13 protein-coding genes are annotated in these 23,649 nt (G+C 60.6%); 4 read left to right on the top strand and 9 right to left on the bottom strand.

The features are described from left to right. Positions 1–616: 616 nt before the first annotated feature. Positions 617–1,507 carry a LysR family transcriptional regulator gene (locus tag BLR16_RS14095; RefSeq protein ID WP_003316669.1) on the bottom strand — a complete coding sequence of 297 codons (891 nt, stop codon included), beginning with the start codon at positions 1,505–1,507 and terminating at the stop codon, positions 617–619. 115 nt (positions 1,508–1,622) lie between these two features. Here BLR16_RS14095 and BLR16_RS14090 point away from each other — a divergent pair, with 115 nt between their 5' ends. The 4 genes from BLR16_RS14090 (at position 1,623) to BLR16_RS14075 (ending at position 6,871) form a co-directional block, all read left to right on the top strand. After that, the gene (locus BLR16_RS14090) at positions 1,623–2,891 is read left to right on the top strand and encodes an MFS transporter (RefSeq protein ID WP_074806878.1); all 1,269 of its coding nucleotides are present in this window, start codon (positions 1,623–1,625) and stop codon (positions 2,889–2,891) included. A 290-nt stretch (positions 2,892–3,181) separates the two neighbouring features. After that, positions 3,182–4,531 carry a GntP family permease gene (locus tag BLR16_RS14085; RefSeq protein WP_003366023.1) on the top strand — a complete coding sequence of 450 codons (1,350 nt, stop codon included), beginning with the start codon at positions 3,182–3,184 and terminating at the stop codon, positions 4,529–4,531. Then, positions 4,532–5,392 (top strand): MurR/RpiR family transcriptional regulator, encoded by an 861-nt coding sequence (locus BLR16_RS14080; RefSeq protein ID WP_003432135.1) that lies wholly within the window; start codon positions 4,532–4,534, stop codon positions 5,390–5,392. 3 nt (positions 5,393–5,395) lie between these two features. Then, positions 5,396–6,871 carry an N-acyl-D-amino-acid deacylase family protein gene (locus BLR16_RS14075; protein WP_092194325.1) on the top strand — a complete coding sequence of 492 codons (1,476 nt, stop codon included), beginning with the start codon at positions 5,396–5,398 and terminating at the stop codon, positions 6,869–6,871. A gap of 60 nt (positions 6,872–6,931) precedes the next feature. Here BLR16_RS14075 and hemE read toward each other — a convergent pair whose 3' ends face one another. The 8 genes from hemE to pilQ all read right to left on the bottom strand — a co-directional run bounded on the left by hemE (position 6,932) and on the right by pilQ (position 23,649). Beyond that, positions 6,932–7,996, bottom strand: a complete 1,065-nt coding sequence (hemE, locus tag BLR16_RS14070; protein ID WP_003366016.1) for a uroporphyrinogen decarboxylase — start codon at positions 7,994–7,996, stop codon at positions 6,932–6,934. Positions 7,997–8,135: 139 nt separating this feature from the next. Beyond that, on the bottom strand, positions 8,136–11,396 hold the full coding sequence (locus tag BLR16_RS14065; RefSeq protein WP_074806684.1) for a dermonecrotic toxin domain-containing protein: 3,261 nt from the start codon (positions 11,394–11,396) through the stop codon (positions 8,136–8,138). Between the two features lie 424 nt (positions 11,397–11,820). Beyond that, positions 11,821–13,239 carry an FAD-dependent oxidoreductase gene (locus BLR16_RS14060; RefSeq protein ID WP_010438787.1) on the bottom strand — a complete coding sequence of 473 codons (1,419 nt, stop codon included), beginning with the start codon at positions 13,237–13,239 and terminating at the stop codon, positions 11,821–11,823. Between the two features lie 121 nt (positions 13,240–13,360). After that, a complete protein-coding gene (gene gltB, locus BLR16_RS14055; RefSeq protein ID WP_092194323.1) occupies positions 13,361–17,806 on the bottom strand; it encodes a glutamate synthase large subunit in 4,446 nt (1,481 codons plus the stop codon). A gap of 356 nt (positions 17,807–18,162) precedes the next feature. Continuing rightward, positions 18,163–19,791, bottom strand: coding sequence for an SPOR domain-containing protein (locus BLR16_RS14045; RefSeq protein ID WP_003432141.1), 1,629 nt, complete (start codon positions 19,789–19,791; stop codon positions 18,163–18,165). A gap of 10 nt (positions 19,792–19,801) precedes the next feature. Next, on the bottom strand, positions 19,802–20,905 hold the full coding sequence (gene aroB / locus BLR16_RS14040) for a 3-dehydroquinate synthase (RefSeq protein ID WP_044308720.1): 1,104 nt from the start codon (positions 20,903–20,905) through the stop codon (positions 19,802–19,804). 115 nt (positions 20,906–21,020) lie between these two features. Beyond that, positions 21,021–21,539, bottom strand: a complete 519-nt coding sequence (gene aroK, locus BLR16_RS14035) for a shikimate kinase AroK (RefSeq protein WP_003365999.1) — start codon at positions 21,537–21,539, stop codon at positions 21,021–21,023. Between the two features lie 4 nt (positions 21,540–21,543). Then, positions 21,544–23,649, bottom strand: a complete 2,106-nt coding sequence (gene pilQ / locus BLR16_RS14030; protein ID WP_003432146.1) for a type IV pilus secretin PilQ — start codon at positions 23,647–23,649, stop codon at positions 21,544–21,546.

Genomic DNA, 23,649 nt, shown 5'->3' with positions numbered 1-23,649 from the left:
GGGCTGCTGCCCGCAGGACGTTCGGGAGGTTATGACCGGCTGAGAAGCGGCCCGGCCATGCCTGATGCACCGCATACACCGGTCCTGCTGCCGGTTCCCGGCAGATCGCGAGCAAGCTCGCTCCCACGGCCTGCGGCCAGAATCTCAACTATCGTGCGGCGCTCCGCTTCGTATGCCGTTCTGGACGCTCAGCGGCCCGGCCCACCGCATGCACCGGTCTTGCTGCCGGTTCCCGGCAGATCGCGAGCAAGCTCGCTCCCACGGCCTGCGGCCAGAATCTCAACCATCGTGCGGCGCTCTGCGTCGTATGCCGTTCTGGACGCTCAGCGGCCCACCGCATGCACCGGTCCTGCTGCCGGTTCTCGGCAGATTGCGAGCAAGCTCGCTCCCACGGCCTGCGGCCAAAATCTCAACTATCGTGCGGCGCTCCGCTTCGTATGCCGTTCTGGACGCTCAGCGGCCCGGCCCACCGCATTCACCGGTCTTGCTGCCGGTTCCCGGCAGATCGCGAGCAAGCTCGCTCCCACGGCCTGCGGCCAGAATCTCAACTATCGTGCGGCGCTCTGCGTCGCATGCCGTTCTGGACGCTCTGCGTCCTATCATCAGCACCTTTGAATCACCCCACATTGCGCGTTAACAGCTCGGTGAACGCCTTGGCCATGGGCGATTGTTCGTCCTTGCGTTGCACCAGCCACACCGCGCTGGTTGCGCCGGGGTCGAGGACGTTGCGGTAGACCACGCCGTCGATGCGCATTCGCCGGTAGGACGCAGGCAGTACGGTGACGCCCAATCCTGCTGCAACCAGGCCGATGATGGTCATCACTTCGCCCGCTTCCTGGGTGATCAGCGGGCTGAACCCTGCGGCGCGCGCCAGGCTCAGGACTTGCGCGTAGATGCCGCTGCCGTAGGTGCGCGGGAAGAACACGAACGGCTCGGCGGCCAACGCTGCCATGTAGATCCCCTCCTCGCTTTCTGCCGCCAGAGGATGGTCGGCACGCATGATCGCCACCAGCGGTTCACTGAGCAATTCGAACACCACCAGTGAATCGGGCAATGCCAGCGGGCGCATGATGCCGACCTGAATGGTTTTGTCTTCAAGACCTGCCGCCACTTCCTGACTGGTGATCTCGGTCAGGGTCAGGTGCACGTCCGGGTAGGCCTGGCGGAAAGCAAAAATCGCCTGCGGAATGCTCGACGTAAACGGCGCAGACGAGGTAAAGCCGATCTTCAGCTCGCCGATCTCACCCAATTGCGCACGCCGCGCCACGTCAGTGGCCTTGTCGACCTGCGCCAGCACCAGCCGTGCTTCGTCGAGAAACAGCCGCCCGGATTCGCTCAACTCGACGCGCCGGTTGGTGCGCTCGAACAAGCGCGTGCCCAGTTCCTGCTCCAGCGTCTGAATCTGCTGGCTGAGCGGCGGTTGCGAAATACCCAGCGCCTGCGCGGCGCGGCCAAAATGCAGCTCTTCGGCAACCGCGATGAAGTAACGCAGATGACGCAATTCCATGCGGCCTCCATTAAGTCGTTTTACCTATCAAACAGGTCGAACAATATATTGGATGGAATGATTAGCGAGCTATATGATTTTTTCATCGCCTGCTCAATCGTGCCCTGAGGTCTTTGTGAACCCTGCCGTCGCCCCGCCCACCCCAGACCTGAACACCCCGTCCGTACAGTCGTCGACACTGCCCGGCGATACCTACATCGAAAAGAACACGCCGCTTTTCAAACGCACTGCTCTGGCGCTGTTCGCTGGCGGGTTTTCGACCTTTACCCTGCTGTACTGCGTTCAGCCGATGATGCCGACGCTGTCCAACGAGTTCTCCCTGACGGCGGCACAAAGCAGCCTGATCCTGTCCGTCGCCACGGCAATGCTCGCCATCGGCCTGCTGATCACCGGGCCGATATCCGATCGGCTGGGGCGCAAGCCGGTGATGGTCATGGCGCTGTTCTGTGCGTCGCTGTTCACCATCGCCAGCGCCTTGATGCCCAGTTGGGAGGGCGTACTGATTACCCGCGCCCTGGTAGGCCTGTCACTGAGCGGCCTGGCCGCAGTGGCGATGACCTACCTGAGCGAGGAGATCCACCCCACCCATCTGGGTCTGGCGATGGGGCTGTATATCGGCGGCAGCGCCGTCGGTGGTATGAGCGGAAGGCTGATCGTCGGGGTGATGATCGACTATGTCAGCTGGCATGCGGCAATGCTGGTAGTTGGCGGGCTGGCGCTGATCGCCGCAGCGGTGTTCTGGAGGATCCTGCCGGCCTCGCGCAACTTCCGCCCGCGCTCGCTGCACCCTCGCAGTCTGCTCGACGGGTTTGTGGTGCAGTTTCGCGATGCAGGCTTGCCGCTGTTGTTTCTGACCGGCTTTCTGCTGATGGGCGCATTCGTCACGCTGTTCAACTACATCGCCTACCGCTTTCTGAGCGCACCCTACAACCTGAGCCAGGCCGTGGTCGGGGTGTTTTCCGTGGTGTACCTGTCGGGCATCTACAGCTCGGCAAAGATCGGCTCGCTGGCTGACCGCCTTGGCCGCCGACAGGTGCTCTGGGCCGTGATCGTGATGATGCTGGCCGGCCTGCTGCTGACCCTGTTCACCCCGCTGCCGCTGGTGATCGTCGGCGTACTGATCTTCACTTTCGGCTTCTTCGGCGCACATTCGGTGGCCAGCAGCTGGGTCGGACGCAGGGCCACCACCGCCAGAGGCCAGGCCGCGTCCCTGTACCTGTTCTGTTACTACGCAGGCTCGAGCGTAGCCGGAACCGGCGGCGGCGTGTTCTGGCACTACGCGGGATGGAACGGCATCGGGCTGTTTATCGGCGTGTTGCTGCTGATCGCCCTCGGGGTAGCGCTGCGGCTGGCAAGGTTGCAGCCGCTGGGGGCGAAGGTTTAGTCACCCGGCAGACGCAGGCGGATGGGGGGGACGCAATGGCACTCCCATCAGCCACCTAACCCCTTCCAAGAAATTTATTTTCATATATTTGTTTATATTTCGTTTTCGTGTAATTTATTTTCATCACGAAAGCAGAGATAAAAACAATGAATACCTGTGATCGCCCTGAAACGCCCCTGCTCCACCTTATTGCGTCATCCCTGCCGAGTACCCCCGAGTCGCCTTCAGGCTGACGGCTTCAGCTGTCGGTATTGCGCTCTCGCCTACCCATTCTGCAAGGAACCGCCGCTATGTCGCCGTCTCCCGGTATTTCGCTGTTGGTCTACGCCGCTGTCGCCATCATCGCCTTGATCGTGCTGATCGCGCGTTACCGCCTCAATCCGTTTATCGTCATTACGCTTGTTTCGGTCGGTCTGGCCCTGGTCGCGGGAATGCCGGCCAGTGGCGTGGTCGCCTCCTATGAAGCGGGGGTTGGCAAGACGCTGGGGCATATCGCGCTGGTCGTGGCGCTGGGCACCATGCTTGGCAAGATGATGGCCGAGTCTGGCGGCGCCGAGCAGGTGGCGCGCACTCTGATCGACCGCTTTGGCGAACGTAACGCGCACTGGGCCATGGTCTGCATTGCGTTTCTGGTGGGCTTGCCACTGTTCTTCGAAGTCGGCTTCGTTCTGCTGGTGCCGATTGCCTTTACCGTGGCCCGGCGTGTCGGGGTGTCGATTCTGATGGTCGGCCTGCCGATGGTCGCCGGTCTCTCGGTGGTGCATGCGCTGGTGCCGCCACACCCTGCTGCGATGCTCGCGGTGCAGGCGTATCAGGCGTCGGTGGGGCAAACGCTCTTCTACGCCATCCTGATCGGCATCCCCACGGCGATCATCGCCGGTCCGGTGTATGCCAAATTCATTGTGCCGCGCATCCACTTGCCAGCTGAAAACCCGCTGGCCAAGCAGTTTCTCGACCGCGAACCACGCCAGAAGCTGCCCAGCTTCGGCCTGACCATGGCCACGATTCTGCTGCCGGTGGTGCTGATGCTGCTGGGTGGCTGGGCCAACCTGATCAGCACACCGGGCAGTGCGTTCAATGGCTTTTTGCTGTTCATCGGCAACTCGGTGATCGCCCTGCTGCTGGCCACCCTGTTGAGTTTCTGGACGCTGGGCATCGCTCAGGGTTTCAACCGCGACTCGATCCTGAAATTCACCAATGAGTGCCTGGCACCGACCGCCAGCATCACGTTGCTGGTCGGTGCCGGTGGCGGTTTGAACCGTATTCTGGTCGACAGCGGCGTGACCAACGAGATTGTTGGTCTGGCGCAGGACTTTCATCTCTCACCCCTGCTGATGGGCTGGTTGTTTGCGGCACTGATGCGCGTTGCAACGGGCTCGGCGACGGTGGCGATGACCACGGCGTCGGGCATTGTTGCGCCTGTCGCGCTGGGGCTGGGTTACCCGCACCCCGAATTGCTGGTGCTGGCGACGGGCGCAGGCTCGGTGATCTTTTCCCACGTCAACGACGGTGGTTTCTGGCTTATCAAGGAGTATTTCAACATGACCGTCGCGCAAACGTTCAAGACCTGGACGGTCTTGGAGACGCTGATTTCTGTCGTCGCTTTTGCCCTGACGCTGGGCCTGGCGCAGGTGCTTTGAGTGGACATTCTGTACCAGATACGTGCCCGTCAGGATTCCCTCAGCGCGGGAGAGGGACGAATCGCCAGGCTGTTGCTCAGCGATATCGCCTTCGCGGCCAGTGCCAGTCTGGATGAGCTGGCCAGCCGCGCCGAGGTCAGCAGTGCGACGCTGTCACGCTTCGCACGCAGCATCGGTTGTCGGGATCTGCGCGATTTGCGCCTGCAACTGGCCCAGGCCAGCGGCGTCGGCAGCCGCTTCCTTCATCCTGAACCGGCGCCGGAGCAGTCGGCGTTTTTCACCCGGATCGTCGACGACATCGAAGCGACCCTGCGCCAGCACTTGGCAGGCTTCGATGCAACACGCTTTGCCGCCGCCATCGCCTGTGTCGCCGACGCACGCATGATTCACACATTCGGCATGGGCGGTTGCTCCAGCCTGTGCAGCGAGGAACTGCAAACCCGGCTGGTGCGCCTGGGTTACCCGGTGGCCGCCTGCCGCGACCCGGTGATGATGCGCATGGTCGCCGCTACGCTTGGCCCGCAACACAGCCTGATTGTCTGCTCGCTCAGCGGGCGTACACCGGAACTGCTCGACGCCGTGACCCTGGCCCGCAGCTATGGTGCCCGCGTGTTGGCCATCACGCTGCCTGACTCACCGTTGGCACAACTGGCCGAGGTCGTGCTGCCGCTGCAAATTGCTGAAACCAATTTCATCTATAAACCTACCGCAGCGCGTTACGGCATGCTGCTGACCATCGATGTGCTGGCCACTGAACTGGCGCTGGCGAGCCCTGAAGACAATCAGGAGCGGCTGCGCCGGATCAAGCTTGCGCTGGATGAATACCGTGGCGGTGAAGATGGCCTGCCGCTGGGAGACTGAACCATGCTTTATGACCTGATCATTCGCAACGCACTGGTCATCGACGGCAGTGACACGCCGGGGGTACGCGCCGATGTGGCGATCAGCGAGGGGCGCATCCAGCGCATCGGCAGTCTGACCGGTGCCAGTGCCCGGGAAGAAATCGATGCGGCCGGTCGCGTGCTGGCCCCCGGATTTATCGATGTGCACACCCACGACGATACGGTGGTCATCCGCAAACCCGAGATGCTGCCGAAAATCAGCCAGGGCGTGACGACCGTCATCGTCGGCAACTGCGGGATCAGCGCGGCGCCGGTCTCGCTGAGCGGCAATCCGCCCGACCCGATGAACCTGCTGGGCGACGCCGCGGCGTTCGTCTATCCACGTTTCACCGACTACCGCGCGGCGGTTGAAAACGCCCGGCCCGCCGTTAACGTGGCGGCCCTGATCGGCCATACCGCCTTGCGCAGCAACCACATGGATGACTTGTTGCGCAGCGCCAGCCCGGAAGAAATCGCCGCGATGCGCGAGCAGTTGCGCGACAGCCTGGAAGCGGGCGCGCTGGGGTTGTCGACCGGCCTTGCCTACGCTTCGGCGTTCTCGGCCGAAACCAGCGAGGTCAAACAACTGGCTGAGGAACTCAGCGCGTTCGGCGCGATTTACACCACCCACCTGCGCAGCGAATTCGAGCCGGTGCTTGAGGCTATGGCAGAAGCATTCGATATAGGTCGCCATGCGCGCTCACCGGTCATCATCTCGCACATGAAATGCGCCGGTGCCGGCAACTGGGGACGCAGCCCGCAACTGCTGACGGCCCTGGAAGAGGCCGCGCAGAACCATCCGGTAGGCTGCGACTGCTATCCCTATGCGGCCAGTTCTTCAACGCTGGACCTTAAACAGGTGACTGACGCATTTCGCATTACCATCACCTGGTCTACGCCACACCCGGATCAGGGCGGCAGGGATCTGCAGGACATTGCCGCCGACTGGGGGCTGTCATTGCTGGACGCCGCACGCAAGTTACAGCCTGCGGGTGCGGTGTACTACGGCATGGATGAGGGCGACGTCGAACGCATCATGTCTCACCCGCTGGCGATGATCGGCTCCGATGGCCTTCCGGAAGACCCGTTTCCTCATCCGCGCCTGTGGGGCGCGTTCCCAAGGGTGCTTGGGCATTTCAGCCGCGACAAGGGGCTGTTTGCGTTGCACACCGCCGTACACAAAATGACCGGGCTGTCAGCCGCGCGCTTCGCCTTGCACGAACGCGGCCTTATTCGCGAGGGTTACTGGGCGGATCTGGTGTTGTTCAACCCGCAAACCGTGCGCGACGTGGCGGATTTCAAAGACCCTCAGCGAGCGGCGCAGGGCATCGACGGTGTCTGGGTCAACGGTCGCCTGAGCTACGCAGAAGGCAAGGCGCAAGGCGAGCGCCAAGGTAGATTCCTGCCACGCAGCGGTTCGCTGCGGCAGGGCTTTGCGGATGCAAAAGCGCCGACGTAGTCGTCGGCGCTTAAATCAATCGATGCGTCTTGAGGCATCGACGCCTCGTTGGCTCGGCAATTACTGGTGATACTGCGCCGACAACTCGTGCACCGCATTGATGAACGCGCCGGCATTGGCCGGGTCGACTTCAGGGGTGATGCCGTGGCCGAGGTTGAAGACGTGCCCGGTGCCGCTGCCGTAGCTGGCAAGGATGCGTGCGACTTCCTGGCGGATGGCTTCCGGGCGGGCGTACAGCACGGTCGGGTCCATGTTGCCTTGCAGCGAAACCTTGCTGCCGACACGCTGACGCGCTTCGCCGATGTCACAGGTCCAGTCCAGCCCGAGGGTGTCCGCACCGATGTCGGCAATGCTTTCCAGCCACAGACCGCCACCTTTGGTGAACACGATCACTGGCACCTTGCGCCCGTCGTTTTCGCGAATCAGGCCGTTGACGATCTTGCGCATGTAGGCCAGCGAGAACTCCTGATACGCCGCCGAAGACAGGCTGCCGCCCCAGCTGTCGAAGATCTGCACGGCTTGCGCACCGGCCAGAATCTGGCCATTGAGGTAGGAGGTCACTGACTGCGCCAGCTTGTCGAGCAGCAGGTGCATCGCTTGCGGGTTGTCGTAGAGCATGGCCTTGGATTTGCGGAAGTCTTTTGACGAACCGCCCTCGACCATGTAGGTCGCCAGCGTCCACGGGCTGCCGGCGAAACCGATCAGCGGTACGCGACCGTTGAGTTCGCGGCGAATGGTGCTGACCGCATCCATCACGTAGCCCAGGTCCTGCTGCGCATCGGGGATCGGCAACGCTTCGATGTCAGCCAGCGTGCTGACGGTTTTCCTGAAGCGCGGGCCTTCGCCGGTTTCGAAGTACAGCCCCTGACCCATCGCATCGGGAATGGTCAGGATGTCGGAGAACAGAATCGCCGCGTCCAGCGGGTAGCGATCCAGCGGCTGCAAAGTGACTTCACAGGCGAACTGCGGGTTCTTGCACAGGCTCATGAAGTCCCCGGCACTGGCGCGGCTGGCGCGGTATTCCGGCAGGTAGCGACCTGCCTGACGCATCATCCATACCGGCGTGACGTCTACGGGTTGCTTGAGCAAAGCGCGAAGGAAACGGTCGTTCTTCAGGGCAGTCATGTCGGCATCCGCAATAAAAGTGCCGGCATTTTCTCAGAGCTCGACGCAAAAGGCACGGCGAGAGCCGTGCCTTTTGTCTATCGTGCCGATTTGCTGTCGTTATGCACGGGCATGCGCCTTCAGAACCGGCTGATTTCCGTCACATTTGCTTATGGTTGAGGATATCGAAAGGCTCGAGCAGGCCTTTTTCCACACGCTTGAGCACCAGACGCCAATCCCCTCTCCCGGTGCTATCGCCAATGGAGGGCAAGTCCAGGAAAAAAAACTTTGCGTTTTTATCCAGTTTATTTTTTGCAGTGGGTTTCCATCTATGCAGGTGAGCAGCGCCATCAAGAACGTACTTCTCAACAGCATTCCTGACTGAGGCTTCCAGGTCTTTGGCCTGTATCTCCTTATCCGCTCTTTTGAATTCGGCAGCGTTGAAAAAATCACTCATGTGTATTTTGTACCTGAGTTTTCCAGCACTCTTGCCCGGTGTATCCGTACCGTTCCCTGTTTCCGTGGGCAGCTTGGTTATCCGGTGTCTGCCGCCACCGCGCAAACCGGCCGACGCGTGTACCCAGACACCTTGATCGTCGAGCTGGATCGGCAGTTGGTAATACGCATCCGGTCGCCGCGAATCAATAACCCGCCATGCCGCACAATCTGAGTCGTATCTGACGGCATAGACTTTTTCCTGTTGCACGGCGTAAAAGCGACTCGGTACACCTTCTTGAGCCTTCTCATGGATACCCCGGTAAATCCCGTCACTGCGCGCTTTCAGCCCGACAGGCGTTTTGGATACCGCTGTTTTCGGATCGAGCACAGAGCGGCCAACTGTTGCCGTAGAAGATGTTCTGACCCGCCGCCCTTTTGACAACGTCAGCCCATCGGCCAGCAACAATGCCGCCTGAACCAAATACAACGGGGCACTCCCCTGTTCGCTGGACTTCTTTCCAACGCCCTGCCAGATAGCGTAAAAACTGCGAAGGGCAGCGATCGGCAGTTGCACTTTAAAAGGTGTGAAGGTGAGGAGGATGTCGCCAACGGTTTGGGTGATTTCCCAGGCACTTTCCCAATAGGTTTCCCAGTTGGTATTGGTCTGTTCATCGACAGCAGAAATGACCCGCGCGACTTCAGACTCATAGACCACCTCAAGAAAACTCCCGGTACACGGCTGCAGTTCCATGAACAGCGTGTCACGGCCAGCGGTCAGTACCTGCCTGACATCGGCCTGTGAGGCCAAAGGTGCCCTGCCCACCAGGTAGTTCAGCAATTCGGGCTCAAGCAATATCCGCTGCCGGAACTCCTGCGTATCGCTCATTTCCCGGAAGCACATGCCGTCAGGAGCCTGCGGGGTAAAAACCACCACGTTGGCGACGCTGGAGCGCGACTCGGTGCCGATCACCAATACACCGCTCAATGACACACCATTGATGGATAACTGGCTGACCTGAATACGATGCCCCTCCACCGTCGCGCGATCATCACTGTCAACTGGGTGATCGAGCACAGCGGCAACCCATTTGTAGCCTCTGTTCGCCAGCTCGGGAGGAAGCCCGCCATCGCCCAGAAAGTCTCCCGCCATTTTCGCCTCGATCGCGTCGAGGCGCATTTGTGCGCGCATGACGCGTGCATAACACTCACGGTGCCATTGTCCTGCCGCCGACGTGGACAGGACTATGCTGAGATACCTTGAGTAATCTTCACCAATGTTCAGCTCACGAATCAGGCCGAACAGATAACCGGCGTTGAGGAAACTGAGCAGTTGCCCCTGATCGTCAAACGCGCGACCGGTGAGTAGAAAGTTGATATTGGTGAGTGCAATGTTTTCCAGCGACAGATCTGTAAGGCTGCGCTCTTGCGTTTCGTAATGCGGCTCCAGCTCGGAAGGGCCGACATATTCATAATCGATATCAATGCCGATGCCCGGATCAATCTCGACGCTGGTGGTATGAACGCTGATGCGGTCAGGATCCACTGTAATGCCGTGGTCGAGCAAAATTCGCTCTTGTAGCTTTCCCCGCGCGTAGTTACGCAACCGGTCAGGCTGTCCGTAAACGGAAGGATCCGGCAGGTCAGGTGCCTGGGCTTCGAGCAACGCCTGGCTGTAGTCCTGCACCGCCACTTTCCAGCTTTGTTTTTCGACATCGGTCGCGTTCGCGAACCAGTCAGGCAGACAATCGTTTTCGATTTCAGTGGGTTGCTCAGGGTCGAACCAGCCGCGATTTTTCTCAATGGCACGCCGGGTCAGAACGTCGCGAATGCCTTTCACATCCTGCTCGAACTGCATGCCCAGCGCAAAACGCTCTTCGGCTTTCAATTGCGAACTGATCGCAAGATAGAAGCTGTCGGTACCCGGCTTGAATGAGAAAAACCCGCCGCTTTCGGTGTCCCGAGCACTGTAGTTGCCGTAGCCGTCATGCAGCAGAACGATACGGGTATCGTCAGGGTCTTCCGGAAAATACTCGCTCTCGCCGGGTTCGAAGATCACCAGCTCTCGCCCCGATTCGGCAGTCAGCAACTCTCTGATGATCTTGCGGGCCAGCTCATCCGTGTAGGTATTGAAGCTCCGCGTTCGCGACAGGCCGTCGATAGCCAGACTGCTGCTCCACTCATCCAGAGAAATGCTCATCGCCTCGTCGAAAGACTCCGGCAGAACAACATTATCCAGAAAGTCAGCTTCTTCCTGCTCTGTCAGCGGCATCTGCTCCAACAGTCCTTCGAGACGACCGGCCGGAACATCCGGGTATAAAGCGCATAGCTCGCTCAGGACCGCAGAAAGCAGAGTCTGCTGACGAACCCACAGTGGCAGGAAAGGATTGCGTGTGCGGGTATCCAGTTGCCCCTTCGAGGCGCCCTCATCGGCCGCCACCAGTGCATCGAATAACAGCGGCCTTTGGTCATTTGCCAGACCCGCTATTTGCTCGCGCAGGGTAACGATTCGTCCGTCATCACTGTGACTGCCGGGAAAGTTGCCACCCATGCCGACACTGGAACCTGCCGGCAACTGACTGAACACCCAGTGCAGCAACGGCTCATCATTGGAGACCGGAACATCATCCGGAACGATATAGGCATCGGCGTTTTGCATCAGGACGATGCTGCCTTGAACGGCGCTTTCATCGCTGCCTTTCAAAAAGACCGCGAGCACTTCGTCGTTTTCGTTGTGAATCCTGATAGACAGGTCGGCAGGCCAGTCAGGCAACTGAACCAGCAAGGCGAATAACGCATCTTCACCGCCTTCAGGGAAAAAGTTCTTCTCTGTAAAGCGCCCGATGAATTGGTCGATTATCCGGTCCGCGCGTTCTCGAGCCCGGTGTTCGCGTACGGCAACCGTACTGGGCGTGAACCTGTCCGGACCGAGAAGTTTCTGTTCTTTGGATAGAGCAAGTTTGCCCATGGGGGCGGCTTTCAACATGGCTATTTCCTTATAGCGACATGGATGGCGGGAGTGCCTGCACGGCAATTGGCATCCCGATGAAAGCGCAACAGCGTAACGCCTTCCGAAAGCAGAAACCGAGGGCAGAAACAAGGCGTTAACAATCGAGTATCGCGCCCCTTACGAACAGGTCGTGATCGGAGAATCGGGGTTGTTTCAGAAGATCTCAAACCCGCCACGTCGAGCGCACACGCGCCTGACGCATTCAAAGCGCAGGAAACAGGCAAAAACGACTATTCATCACTGCATTCCCCGGTGGAAGCGCTCTTCCTGAGCGAGTTACACCGAGTCCAGAGAGTAAGTGCCGGGCGGGATGTCAGAGACATTGGCACAGTGCATACGAAGGGTAGACGCTTGTTGTCGGGGTGCGCGTCAGTAACGACACACCCCGGCAACACCAGACTCAGACGCCCAGGTAATCCAGAATCCCTTCAGCCGCATTACGGCCTTCGAAGATAGCGGTCACCACCAGGTCGGAGCCGCGCACCATGTCGCCACCGGCGAATATCTTCGGGTTGCTGGTCTGGTGCTTGTACTGCGCCTGTTCCGGGGCCACGACACGGCCCTGGCTGTCGGTGCTGATGGTGAACTGCTCGAACCATGGCGCCGGGCTTGGGCGGAAGCCGAAGGCGATGACCACGGCTTCTGCCGGGATGATCTCTTCGGAGCCAGGAATCGGCTCGGGACTGCGACGACCACGGGCATCCGGTTCGCCCAGGCGCGTCTCGACCACTTTCACGCCTTCAACCTTGCCCTCGCCGATGATGGCGATAGGCTGACGGTTGTAGAGGAACTTCACGCCTTCTTCCTTGGCGTTTTTCACTTCCTTGCGCGAGCCAGGCATGTTTTCTTCGTCGCGGCGGTAGGCGCAGGTCACTGACTTGGCGCCCTGGCGGATCGAGGTGCGGTTGCAGTCCATCGCCGTGTCACCACCACCCAGAACCACGACCCGCTTGCCCTTCATGTCGACGAAGTCTTCCGGCGCCTTTTCGAAACCCAGGTTGCGGTTGACGTTGGCGATCAGGAAGTCGAGCGCATCGTGCACACCCGGCAGATCCTCACCGGGGAAGCCGCCTTTCATGTAGGTGTAGGTGCCCATACCCATGAACACCGCATCGTATTCTTCGAGCAGTTGATCGATGGTGACATCCTTGCCGACTTCGGTATTTAGCCGGAATTCGATGCCCATGCCGGTGAACACTTCACGGCGATGGCTCAGCACGGATTTCTCCAGCTTGAATTCCGGGATGCCGAAGGTCAGCAGACCGCCGATTTCCGGGTTCTTGTCGAACACCACCGGGGTCACGCCGCCACGCACCAGCACGTCGGCACAGCCCAGGCCCGCAGGCCCTGCGCCGATGATCGCGACGCGCTTGCCGGTGGGCACGACTTTGGACATGTCCGGACGCCAGCCCATGGCGAAAGCAGTGTCGGTGATGTACTTCTCGACCGAACCGATGGTCACCGCACCAAAACCGTCGTTCAGTGTGCAGGCACCTTCACACAGGCGATCCTGCGGGCACACGCGGCCGCAGACTTCCGGCAGGGTGTTGGTCTGGTGCGACAACTCCGCAGCCGCGAGGATATTGCCCTCGGCGACCAGCTTGAGCCAGTTGGGAATGAAGTTGTGCACCGGGCACTTCCATTCGCAGTACGGGTTGCCGCAGCCCAGGCAGCGGTGCGCCTGATCGGCAGACTGCTGGGGCTTGAAAGGCTCGTAGATTTCCACGAACTCTTTCTTGCGTTGACGCAGCAGTTTCTTCTTCGGGTCTTTACGTCCGACGTCGATGAACTGGAAGTCGTTACTGAGACGTTCAGCCATTCTCTGGAGCCTCTTTGCAGCAGCTTCAGGTTACAAGCCTGAAGCTGCGGGAATCATGATCGCAGGCAATTGGCGCACTGCTGTTAACGTGCGGCGTGAAGCTCGCCGCTCGCAGCTGCTGTTATTGCGGGTTGGCCCGAGTGCTGGAGAGCAGCGATTTCAGGTTGGCAGCCTTGGGCTTGACCAGCCAGAAACGACGCAGGTAATCGTCCAGGTTTTCCGCGATATTACGGCCCCATTCGCTGTCGGTTTCCGCGACGTACTCATTCAGGACGCTTTGCAGGTGAGTGCGGTAAGCCTCCATCGATTCGCCGCTGATACGCTGGATCTCGACCAGTTCATGGTTGACGAGGTCAACGAAGGTGTTGTCCAGGTCGAGCACGTAGGCGAAACCACCGGTCATGCCGGAACCGAAGTTGTAGCCGGTCTTGCCCAGTACGCAGACGAAACCACCCGTCATGTATTCGCAGCAATGATCGCCAGTGCCTTCAACGACAGTGTGGGCACCGGAGTTACGCACAGCGAAACGCTCGCCAGCCGTGCCCGCTGCAAACAGCTTGCCGCCAGTTGCACCGTACAGGCAGGTATTACCGATAATCGCGCTTTCATTGGTCTTGAACGGGCTGCCCTTGGGCGGCACGATCACCAGCTTGCCAGCGGTCATGCCCTTGCCGACGTAGTCGTTGGCATCGCCTTCCAGATACATGTTCAGGCCACCGGCGTTCCACACCCCGAAGCTCTGGCCGGCAGTGCCCTTGAAGCGGAAGGTGACAGGTGCCTTGTTCATGCCCTGGTTGCCATGCAGTCTGGCGATTTCGCCGGAGATGCGCGCGCCGATCGAACGGTCGCAGTTGCAGATCTCCAGTTCGTAGTCGCCGCCGCTGAGCGACTCGATGGCCGGCCTGGCCATCTCCACCATCTTCTCGGCCAGCAGGCCCTTGTCGAACGGCGGGTTGCGATCCACCAGGCTGAACTGAGGCTTGTCGGCCGGAATATGGTCGCTGCCCAGCAAGGGTGTCAGGTCCAGATGCTGCTGCTTCTCGGTTTCGCCCGGCAGGATGTTCAGCAGGTCGGTACGGCCGATCAGCTCTTCCAGCGAGCGAACACCCAGCCTGGCCAGCCATTCGCGGGTTTCTTCTGCCACGTAGGTGAAGAAGTTGATCACCATGTCGACGGTGCCGATGTAGTGGTCCTTGCGCAGCTTTTCGTTCTGGGTCGCTACCCCGGTGGCGCAGTTGTTCAAGTGGCAGATACGCAGGTATTTGCAGCCCAGCGCGATCATCGGCGCGGTGCCGAAGCCGAAGCTTTCGGCCCCGAGGATGGCAGCCTTGATCACGTCCAGGCCGGTTTTCAGACCACCGTCCGTTTGTACCCGAACCTTGCCGCGCAGGTCGTTGCCGCGCAGGGTCTGGTGAGTTTCGGCCAGCCCGAGCTCCCACGGTGCGCCGGCGTATTTGATCGAGGTCAGTGGCGATGCACCGGTGCCACCGTCGTAACCGGAAATGGTGATCAGGTCGGCGTAGGCCTTGGCGACACCGGCGGCAATGGTGCCGACGCCCGCTTCTGCCACCAGCTTGACCGACACCAGCGCCGCCGGGTTGACCTGTTTCAGGTCAAAAATCAGCTGCGACAAGTCTTCGATGGAATAGATGTCGTGGTGCGGTGGCGGCGAAATCAGCGTCACACCCGGCACCGCATAACGCAGCTTGGCGATCAGCCCATTGACCTTGCCGCCCGGCAATTGCCCGCCCTCGCCCGGCTTGGCGCCCTGCGCAACCTTGATCTGCAGCACATCGGCATTGACCAGGTACTCGGGCGTCACGCCAAAGCGGCCCGTCGCGATCTGCTTGATCTTGGAGCTGCGGACCGTGCCGTAACGAGCCGGGTCTTCGCCACCCTCACCGGAGTTGGAGCGCGCGCCCAGACGGTTCATCGCCTCGGCCAGCGCTTCGTGGGCCTCGGGCGACAAGGCACCCAGCGAAATACCGGCCGAGTCGAAGCGCTTGAGGATTTCGCTCAGCGGCTCGATTTCGTCGATGTTCAAGGGCTGATCGAGTGTCTTGACCTGCAGCAGGTCGCGAATCATCGACACCGGACGCTGGTCCACCAGCGAGGTGTATTCCTTGAACTTGCTGTAGTCGCCTTGCTGCACGGCAGCCTGCAGAGTGCTGACCACGTCCGGGTTGTAGGCGTGGTATTCGCCACCAAACACGAACTTGAGCAGGCCGCCTTGCTGGATCGGCTTGCGCGGGCTCCAGGCTTCGGCAGCCAGCGCCTTCTGTTCGGCTTCGATGTCGACGAAGCGCGCGCCCTTCAGGCGGCTCGGCACACCGCGGAAGCTGACATCGCAGACTTCCCCGGACAGGCCGATGGCTTCAAACAACTGCGCGCCACGGTAGGACGCAACGGTCGAGATGCCCATCTTCGAGAGGATCTTGAGCAGGCCCTTGGTGATGCCTTTGCGATAGTTCTTGAAGACTTCGTACAGATCGCCCAGCACTTCGCCGGTACGGATCAGGTCGCCCAGCACTTCGTAAGCCAGGAACGGATAGACCGCCGAGGCGCCGAAGCCGATCAGCACGGCGAAATGGTGCGGGTCACGCGCCGTCGCGGTTTCGACCAGAATGTTACTGTCGCAGCGCAGGCCCTGTTCGGTCAGACGGTGGTGAACCGCGCCGACCGCCAGTGAAGCGTGCACCGGCAGTTTGCCCGGTGCGATGTGTCGGTCGCTCAACACGATCAGCGTATGACCGGAACGCACGGCCTCTTCGGCCTGGTCGGCAACGCTGCGCACAGCGGCTTCAAGACCCAGGCTTTCATCGTAGTTCAGGTCAATGATATGACGCTCGAAGCCCGGACGCTCCAGGTTCATCAGCGACCGCCACTTGGCTGGCGAAATGACCGGCGAACTGAGGATCACGCGCGAGGCGTGCTCCGGCGATTCCTGGAAGATGTTGCGCTCGGCACCGAGGCAGATTTCCAGCGACATGACGATGGCTTCGCGCAGCGGGTCGATCGGCGGGTTGGTCACCTGCGCGAACTGCTGGCGGAAGTAGTCGTAAGGCGAACGCACACGACGCGACAGCACGGCCATTGGCGTGTCATCACCCATCGAGCCTACGGCTTCCTGGCCCTGCTCACCCAGCGGACGCAGCACCTGATCACGCTCTTCGAACGTGACCTGATACATCTTCATGTACTGCTTGAGCTGCTCGCTGTCGTAAAAAGCCGAACCGTGGTCGTTGTCTTCCATGGTGGCCTGAATGCGCAGGGCATTCTTGCGCAGCCATTGCTTGTACGGATGACGCGACTTGAGGCGGTTGTCGATGGCGTCGGTGTCGAGGATCTGACCGGTTTCGGTGTCCACGGCAAAGATCTGCCCAGGGCCGACGCGGCCCTTGGCGATGACGTCTTCAGGCTTGTAGTCCCATACGCCGATTTCCGACGCCAGGGTGATGTAGCCGTTCTTGGTGGTGACCCAGCGCGCCGGGCGCAGGCCGTTGCGGTCGAGCAGGCAGACCGCATGACGACCTTCGGTCATGACCACGCCCGCAGGGCCGTCCCACGGCTCCATGTGCATGGAGTTGTACTCATAGAACGCCCGCAGGTCCGGGTCCATGGTCTCGACGTTCTGCCACGCAGGCGGAATGATCATGCGCACGCCACGGAGCAGGTCGATGCCGCCGGTGACCATCAGCTCGAGCATGTTGTCCATGCTCGACGAGTCAGAACCCACGCGGTTGACCAGCGGGCCCAGCTCGTCCAGGTCCATCAGATCGTTGGTGAACTTGGTGCGTCGCGCCTGCGCCCAGTTGCGGTTGCCGGTAATGGTGTTGATCTCGCCGTTGTGGGCGAGGAAGCGGAACGGCTGCGCCAGCGGCCATTTCGGCAGGGTATTGGTGGAAAAACGCTGGTGGAACACGCAGATAGCGGTCTGCAGACGCTCGTCGCTCAGGTCCGGGAAGAAGGCCGTGAGGTCGGCCGGCATCATCAGGCCTTTATAAATGATGGTCTTGTGCGAAAAGCTGCAGATGTAGTGATCGGTATCTGCGGCGTTGGACACCGACGAGCGGCGACGCGCACTGAACAGCTTAATGGCGAATTCCTGATCGCTCAGGCCTTCACCGCCAATGAATACCTGCTCGATTTTCGGCAGGCGCTCCAGCGCCAGACGACCCAGAACGCTGGTATCGATCGGCACCTGACGCCAGCCCACCAGATCCAGGCCCTCGGCGAGGATTTCACGGTTCATGTTTTCGCGTGCGGCGTCGGCCTTGGCGTCGTCCTGATTGAGGAACACCATGCCCACAGCGTATTGGCGGGGCAGATCGACGGCGAAGTGTTCCTTGGCGATCGCACGCAGGAAGCCGTCGGGCTTCTGAATCAACAGACCGCAACCGTCGCCGGTCTTGCCGTCGGCGTTGATACCGCCACGGTGGGTCATGCAGGTCAGGGCCTGAACGGCCGTCTGCAACAGGTGATGACTGGGCTCGCCCTGCATATGAGCGATCAGGCCGAAGCCGCAGTTATCCTTGAATTCATCTGGTTGGTACAGACCTGCTTTCATAGACACTTTCTCACCAGGCTGCCTCTATTCGAGGCAAATTTCCTTTTAATTCAACCAATTACCTGTCACGCCGAACGTGCGCCAGCTTCGGACAGGCAAAACGGAGGTCATTGTACACAGCGACACAAGGGCTAACAAATTTAACGACGACTGGCTGATAATCAATGTCGCAATTATGAAAGTTTTAAAACGGGTCGCTGTGCTAGTCAAAGTATTTCTTCGTGAATCTGACTGACGCGACGGGAGACTGTAAGGCGCTTGTAACGCAGACGCCGCAAGGCGCGCCGACATGCGGCGCGCTCAGGCGGGTTAAGTCAGGTAGGTCGGCGGGCGGCCCGTGTAGGGCCGCTGCGACTTCAACGAGTGGCGCCGAGCTCTTGTTGGACGCTGGCGACAGTACGAGGCCAAGGTTTACCAGCCTGAACCTTGGCTGGCAATACCTTGATGGCTGCCAGGGCGGCAGCACGGTCAGGAAAGTTGCCGTACGTCACGACGTACAGCGGCTTGCCCTGCAGGGTTTTCTTGAAATAACGATACTCGCCACCCTGCTCTGCAACGTAGGCCTGAGCCGTCGCTTCGGAGCTGGTGCCGAGGATCTGGACCACGTAGTGACCGGGTGCCTGGCTGCTGTACCAGCTACCGCCGGCAGCCGGTTTGGCCGCCGCCGCTGCCGGTTTTTCAGCAGGCTTGGCAGCCGGAGCCGGAGTCGGGGCAGGCTTGGCTGTTGCGACCTGAGTCTGCGCAGGGGCCGGCTTGGCGGCTGGCGCAGGCGCAGGGGTCGGTGCAGGGATGGACGAGCGAGGCGTCTGTGCTGCGGCCTGACCTGCCGGTACACCCGCTGGCGGCGCCGTAGTGGTGACGGTCGGCGGCTGTGCAGGCGAACCTGTCGGCACTGCGTCTTCGTCGGAATCACTGGACCCGGCAGCCTCGGCCAGAGGACCGCGCATCACCGGCTGAGAGCCATTCATCGGTAGCGGCATCGGCTGGGAGTTACCAGCGAATTCGATGGCCGGGCTGCCGTTATTCGATTGTTGAGCAGTTGGCTTGCCTTCACCCAGCGGCAGTTGCGCCTGAGCGGAAGCCGGGGCATTGGCGGGTGTACCCGTCTTGTCGCCGCGACCCGGGATCAGCACGGCTGCTGCCACGGCCACTATGACAACGGCACCCAAGGCCAATACGTGTTTTTTCGGCATTTTGAACCCCACACTTGGACGCTTGACCGCGGAACGACTCGCGATCATCGCCTCGATCATTGAATCGCGGGCTACCTGGTTGATTGCGCCAGGCCAGCCATCGGACTGTTCATGAATATCGGTGATCTGGTCGGCGGTGAACAACGCGATTCCCTGCCCTGCACCCTCCAGACGCTGAGCCAGATACTCCCGGGTTTCCTCTTCCGTATAGGGTTGCAGCTCGATGACGTGAAAGCGTTCGCCTTCGACATCACCCTGCAGGTCGGCACACATCTGATCGAGACGATCGAGCAGCGATGGCTCTCCGAACAGGAATACATGCGGACGCCCTTCAGGCGTTCCCGCAGCAAGACCCAGCAACGCTTCGAGCGCCGAATCGCCAAGTTGTTCCGCATCGTCAACCAGCAGGTAGACTTCCTGGCCGGTCAGCCCGAGCTGCACGACCTGCGACAGGATCGACTGCATTTCAGCCTGCGCGACGCTCAGCGCCTGCGCGACCTGCTGCAGCACGCCTGCCGCATCACCTGCACCGCGCGCAGAAATCACGACACTTTGCACCGACTGCTTGTTGGTGCTCGCCACCAGCGCCTGGCGCAGCAGGGTCTTGCCGCTGCCCTGAGGCCCGGTGACCGCCAGCAGCAGCTGGCTGTAGCGTGCCAGATGATGAAGCTGACCCAGCACAGGCTTGCGTTGGGCAGGAAAGAATTTGAAGCCAGGTACCCGCGCAGCAAAGGGGTCATGACTCAACTGATAATGGCCGAGGAAGGCCTCGTCGGCATGCAAACTAGTCATGGGGTTTCCGTTAACCTCTGAGCTGATCCACCAGGGCGCGATAATCCGCAACCAGGGTGGCCTGTAATACTTCTTTTGGATAATCGTCCGTGATGACCGCTTCACCCATCCGGCGCAACAGCACCAGACGCAGGCGACCGTCGATGACTTTCTTGTCGATCGCCATGTGTTCGAGGAAATTGTCTTCCGTCATGTCCTGCGGTGGCACGACCGGCAGCCCGGCACGCTGAAACAGACGAATGCCGCGATCCCGCTCCTGCGTGCTGATCCAGCCCAGGCGCGAGGACATTTCCAGCGCCATGACCGTACCGGCAGCAACCGCCTCGCCATGCAGCCAGACACCATAGCCCATATGCGTCTCGATGGCGTGCCCGAATGTGTGACCCAGGTTCAATGTCGCACGAACGCCGGACTCGCGCTCATCGGCGCCGACCACCAGCGCCTTGGCGGCGCAGGAACGTTCGATGGCTACGGTCAGCGCCGCCTGGTCCAGGCCGCGCAGTGCATCGACATGCTCTTCGAGCCAGGTCAGGAAGGGCTCGTCGCAGATCAGGCCATATTTGATGACTTCGGCCAGCCCGGCGGACAGTTCACGCTCGGGCAGAGTATTGAGCGAAGCGGTATCGATCAGCACCACGCTCGGCTGATAGAAGGCACCCACCATGTTCTTGCCCAGCGGATGATTGATACCGGTCTTGCCGCCGACCGATGAGTCCACCTGAGACAGCAGCGTGGTCGGGATCTGGATGAAGTTCACGCCGCGCTGATAACAGGCGGCGGCAAACCCGGCCATGTCGCCGATCACCCCGCCGCCCAGAGCGATGACCGTGGTGCGACGGTCATGGCGAGCGGTCAGCAAGCCATCGAAAATGGTCTGCAGGGTTTCCCAGTTCTTGAACGCCTCGCCATCGGGCAGAACAATCGGCAGAACGTTGTAACCGGCCAGGGTTTGCGTCAGGCGCTCCAGGTACAGAGGTGCCACTGTCGTGTTGGAAACGATAGCCACCTGACGCCCGACGATATGCGGGGTCAGGAGCTCTGGCTGATCCAGCAGGCCTTCGCCAATATGGATCGGGTAGCTACGCTCACCAAGCTCGACCTTAAGTGTCTGCATGTGTCCCCACATTGATTACCGATTGGACGGTTTGTGCTTCAGCAGGTCATGACGCAAGGCCATGAACCGACGCTGTTTTGCTGGTCGACGAGAATAGCGCATTTTCGCCTGCGCTTTAACGGGGAGGAAGCTCTGCCAGTCGCGCCAGTATCTCGAGAACCACCATTCGGGGAGGCCGCTCATCGGTTTCAATCACGATATCGGCGATTTCCCGATAGAACGGGTCGCGGATGGCCAGCAGCTCGCTCAGTACCCGGGCAGGATCGGCGGTACGCAGCAAAGGACGATTGCGATCACGCGCGGTGCGCCCCACCTGTTGCTCGATCGAGGCATGCAGATACACCACGCGCCCGCCGGCCCGCAGTGCCTGGCGATTTTCGCCGCGCATGACCGCGCCACCGCCGGTCGCCAGAACCACGCCATCGGCGTCGCACAGTTCGGCAATCATGGCCTGCTCGCGATCACGAAAACCCGGTTCGCCTTCCTTGTCGAAGATCCAGGGAATGTTGGCGCCCGTACGCAGCTCGATTTCCTTGTCGGAATCCTTGAACGGCAGTCGCAATTCTTTGGCAAGCAAACGGCCGATGGTGCTCTTGCCAGCACCCATCGGCCCCACAAGTATTAAATTTCGCACAAAATCAACGACTCACAGAAATCGCCTGGTTGTTCATGATACGCGGAGTCAGAAATACCAACAGCTCGGATTTGGACTCGGATACCACATCGCGCCTGAAAAGCCGGCCAAGATACGGTACATCGCCAAGAAATGGCACTTTATCGACAACTTTACTTTGCGTATTCGAGAACACACCACCGATGACGATGGTTTCGCCGTCGGAAATCAGCACCTTGGCGTTGACCTCGTTTTTCTTGATCGGCGGTACGCCCAGCACCGCATTCAGGTAGTCCGGCTCGTCCTTGGTAACCTTCACTTCCATGATGATGCGGTTGTCCGGCGTGATCTGCGGCGTTACCTCAAGCGACAGGGAGGCCTCCTTGAAGCTCACGGTGGTCGCACCGCTGGAGCTGGATTCCTGATACGGGATCTCCGTACCCTTGAGGATCTTGGCGGTTTCCTTGTCGGAGGTGACCACCTTGGGCTGGGAGACGATTTCACCGTTACCGGTTTTCTCCATGGCACTCAGCTCAAGGTCCAGCAGCGTGTTATTGGTCACGAAGCCCAGGCCGATACCGGTCGTCGCATCAGCGGCGCCCAGGTCCACGAACGGCACGTTGGAGGTAGTACTGCTGCCAGTGTTACCGGCCTCGTCACCGTTATTATCCAGCCCGTAGGTTGTCCATTTGCCGCTGCCGCTGGTGTTGGTAGAACCGCCCCAGCGAACCCCGAGTTGCTTGTTGTAATCGACGTTGGCCTCGACGATGCGCGCCTCGATCATCACCTGGCGTACCGGGATATCCAGTTGCGACACGATACGACGCAGCTCGTCGAGGCGCTCCTGGGTCTGGTAGGCAATGATGTTGTTGGTCCGGTCGTCCACCGTGATCGAACCGCGCTCGTCGGCCTTGGACTCGGCACTGGTCACGGACTGGAACAGCTTGGCGATGTCGGCAGCCTTGGCGTAATTGACTTGCAGCAGCTCACGGCGCAGGGGCGCCAGCTCGGCGATCTGCTTGAGCGACTCCAGCTCCTGACGCTCGCGGGCGGCAATTTCATCGGCTGGCGCAACCAGCAGCACGTTGCCGACCTTGCGCTTGTCCAGGCCCTTGGTTTTCAGCACCAGGTCCAGCGCCTGATCCCATGGCACATTCTGCAGACGCAGGGTGATACCGCCCTGGACCGTATCACTGGCCACCAGATTGAGGTTGGTGAAGTCGGCAATCAGCTGCAGCACCGAACGCACATCAATGTCCTGGAAGTTAAGCGACAGCTTTTCACCGGTGTACACCGGTTTGTCGGCGGCGCGGCGGTCCAGATCCTCATTGGTCAACGGCCGCACACTGATCGTCAGCTTGTTTTCGGTCTGGAACGCCGAGTAGTCGAAGGCGCCCGACGGCTCGATCAAAATGCTGGCCTTGTCACCCGACGCCGAAGCACTGACGAACTGTACCGGCGTGGCGAAGTCCTTTACGTCCAGCCGGACGCGCAGCGGTTCGGGCAGCTGGGTCTTGGCGAAGTCCACGCGGATCTTGCCGCCCTGCTCCTGAATATCCGGGGCAATGCTGGGGTTGCTCAGGTCGATGACCACATTGCCCTCACCCAACTCGCCACGCTGGAAGTCGACATTGCGGATGGCCTTGACGCCTGCGGGGATGAACGGTTTGGCGGATGCAGGCGTGGGCGGTGGCACCGCGACCCGTTGCGCACCCATTGCGGTGGTCGGTTGGGAAGCTTGCGCGGCGCCGGCACCCTGGCCGATGACCACGAACAGGTTGTTGCCATCGACGCGGGAGCTGTACGGCGAAAGCGTGGTCAGGTTGATGATCACCCGGGTGCGGTCCTGAGCCTGTACCACAACCACACTGCGCGCATTACCGGTGCCCAGGTCACGACTTTTGGTTGCCAACTGGCTGGTAACACCCGGCAGATCCAGCGCAATGCGCGCTGGTTGCGACGTGGTGTAACCGCGCGGTGCCGGCACCGGGGCGTCGAATGCCAGCTTAAGCTCGATGCGGTCACCCGGCAGGGCGGCGACATCCAGGGTCTTGAGGTTGGCAGCCTGGAGAACCGGCGCCAGCACCGCGATGCATAACGACACGCCGATAATCGAGAGAATCCGGGTCAT

It is taken from the genome of Pseudomonas sp. BS3767 (assembly GCF_900099665.1).
GTDB classification, from domain to species: Bacteria; Pseudomonadota; Gammaproteobacteria; order Pseudomonadales; family Pseudomonadaceae; genus Aquipseudomonas; species Aquipseudomonas cerasi.
Note: the sequence above shows the minus strand (reverse complement) of the source record. Positions and strands in the feature narration are given on the sequence as shown.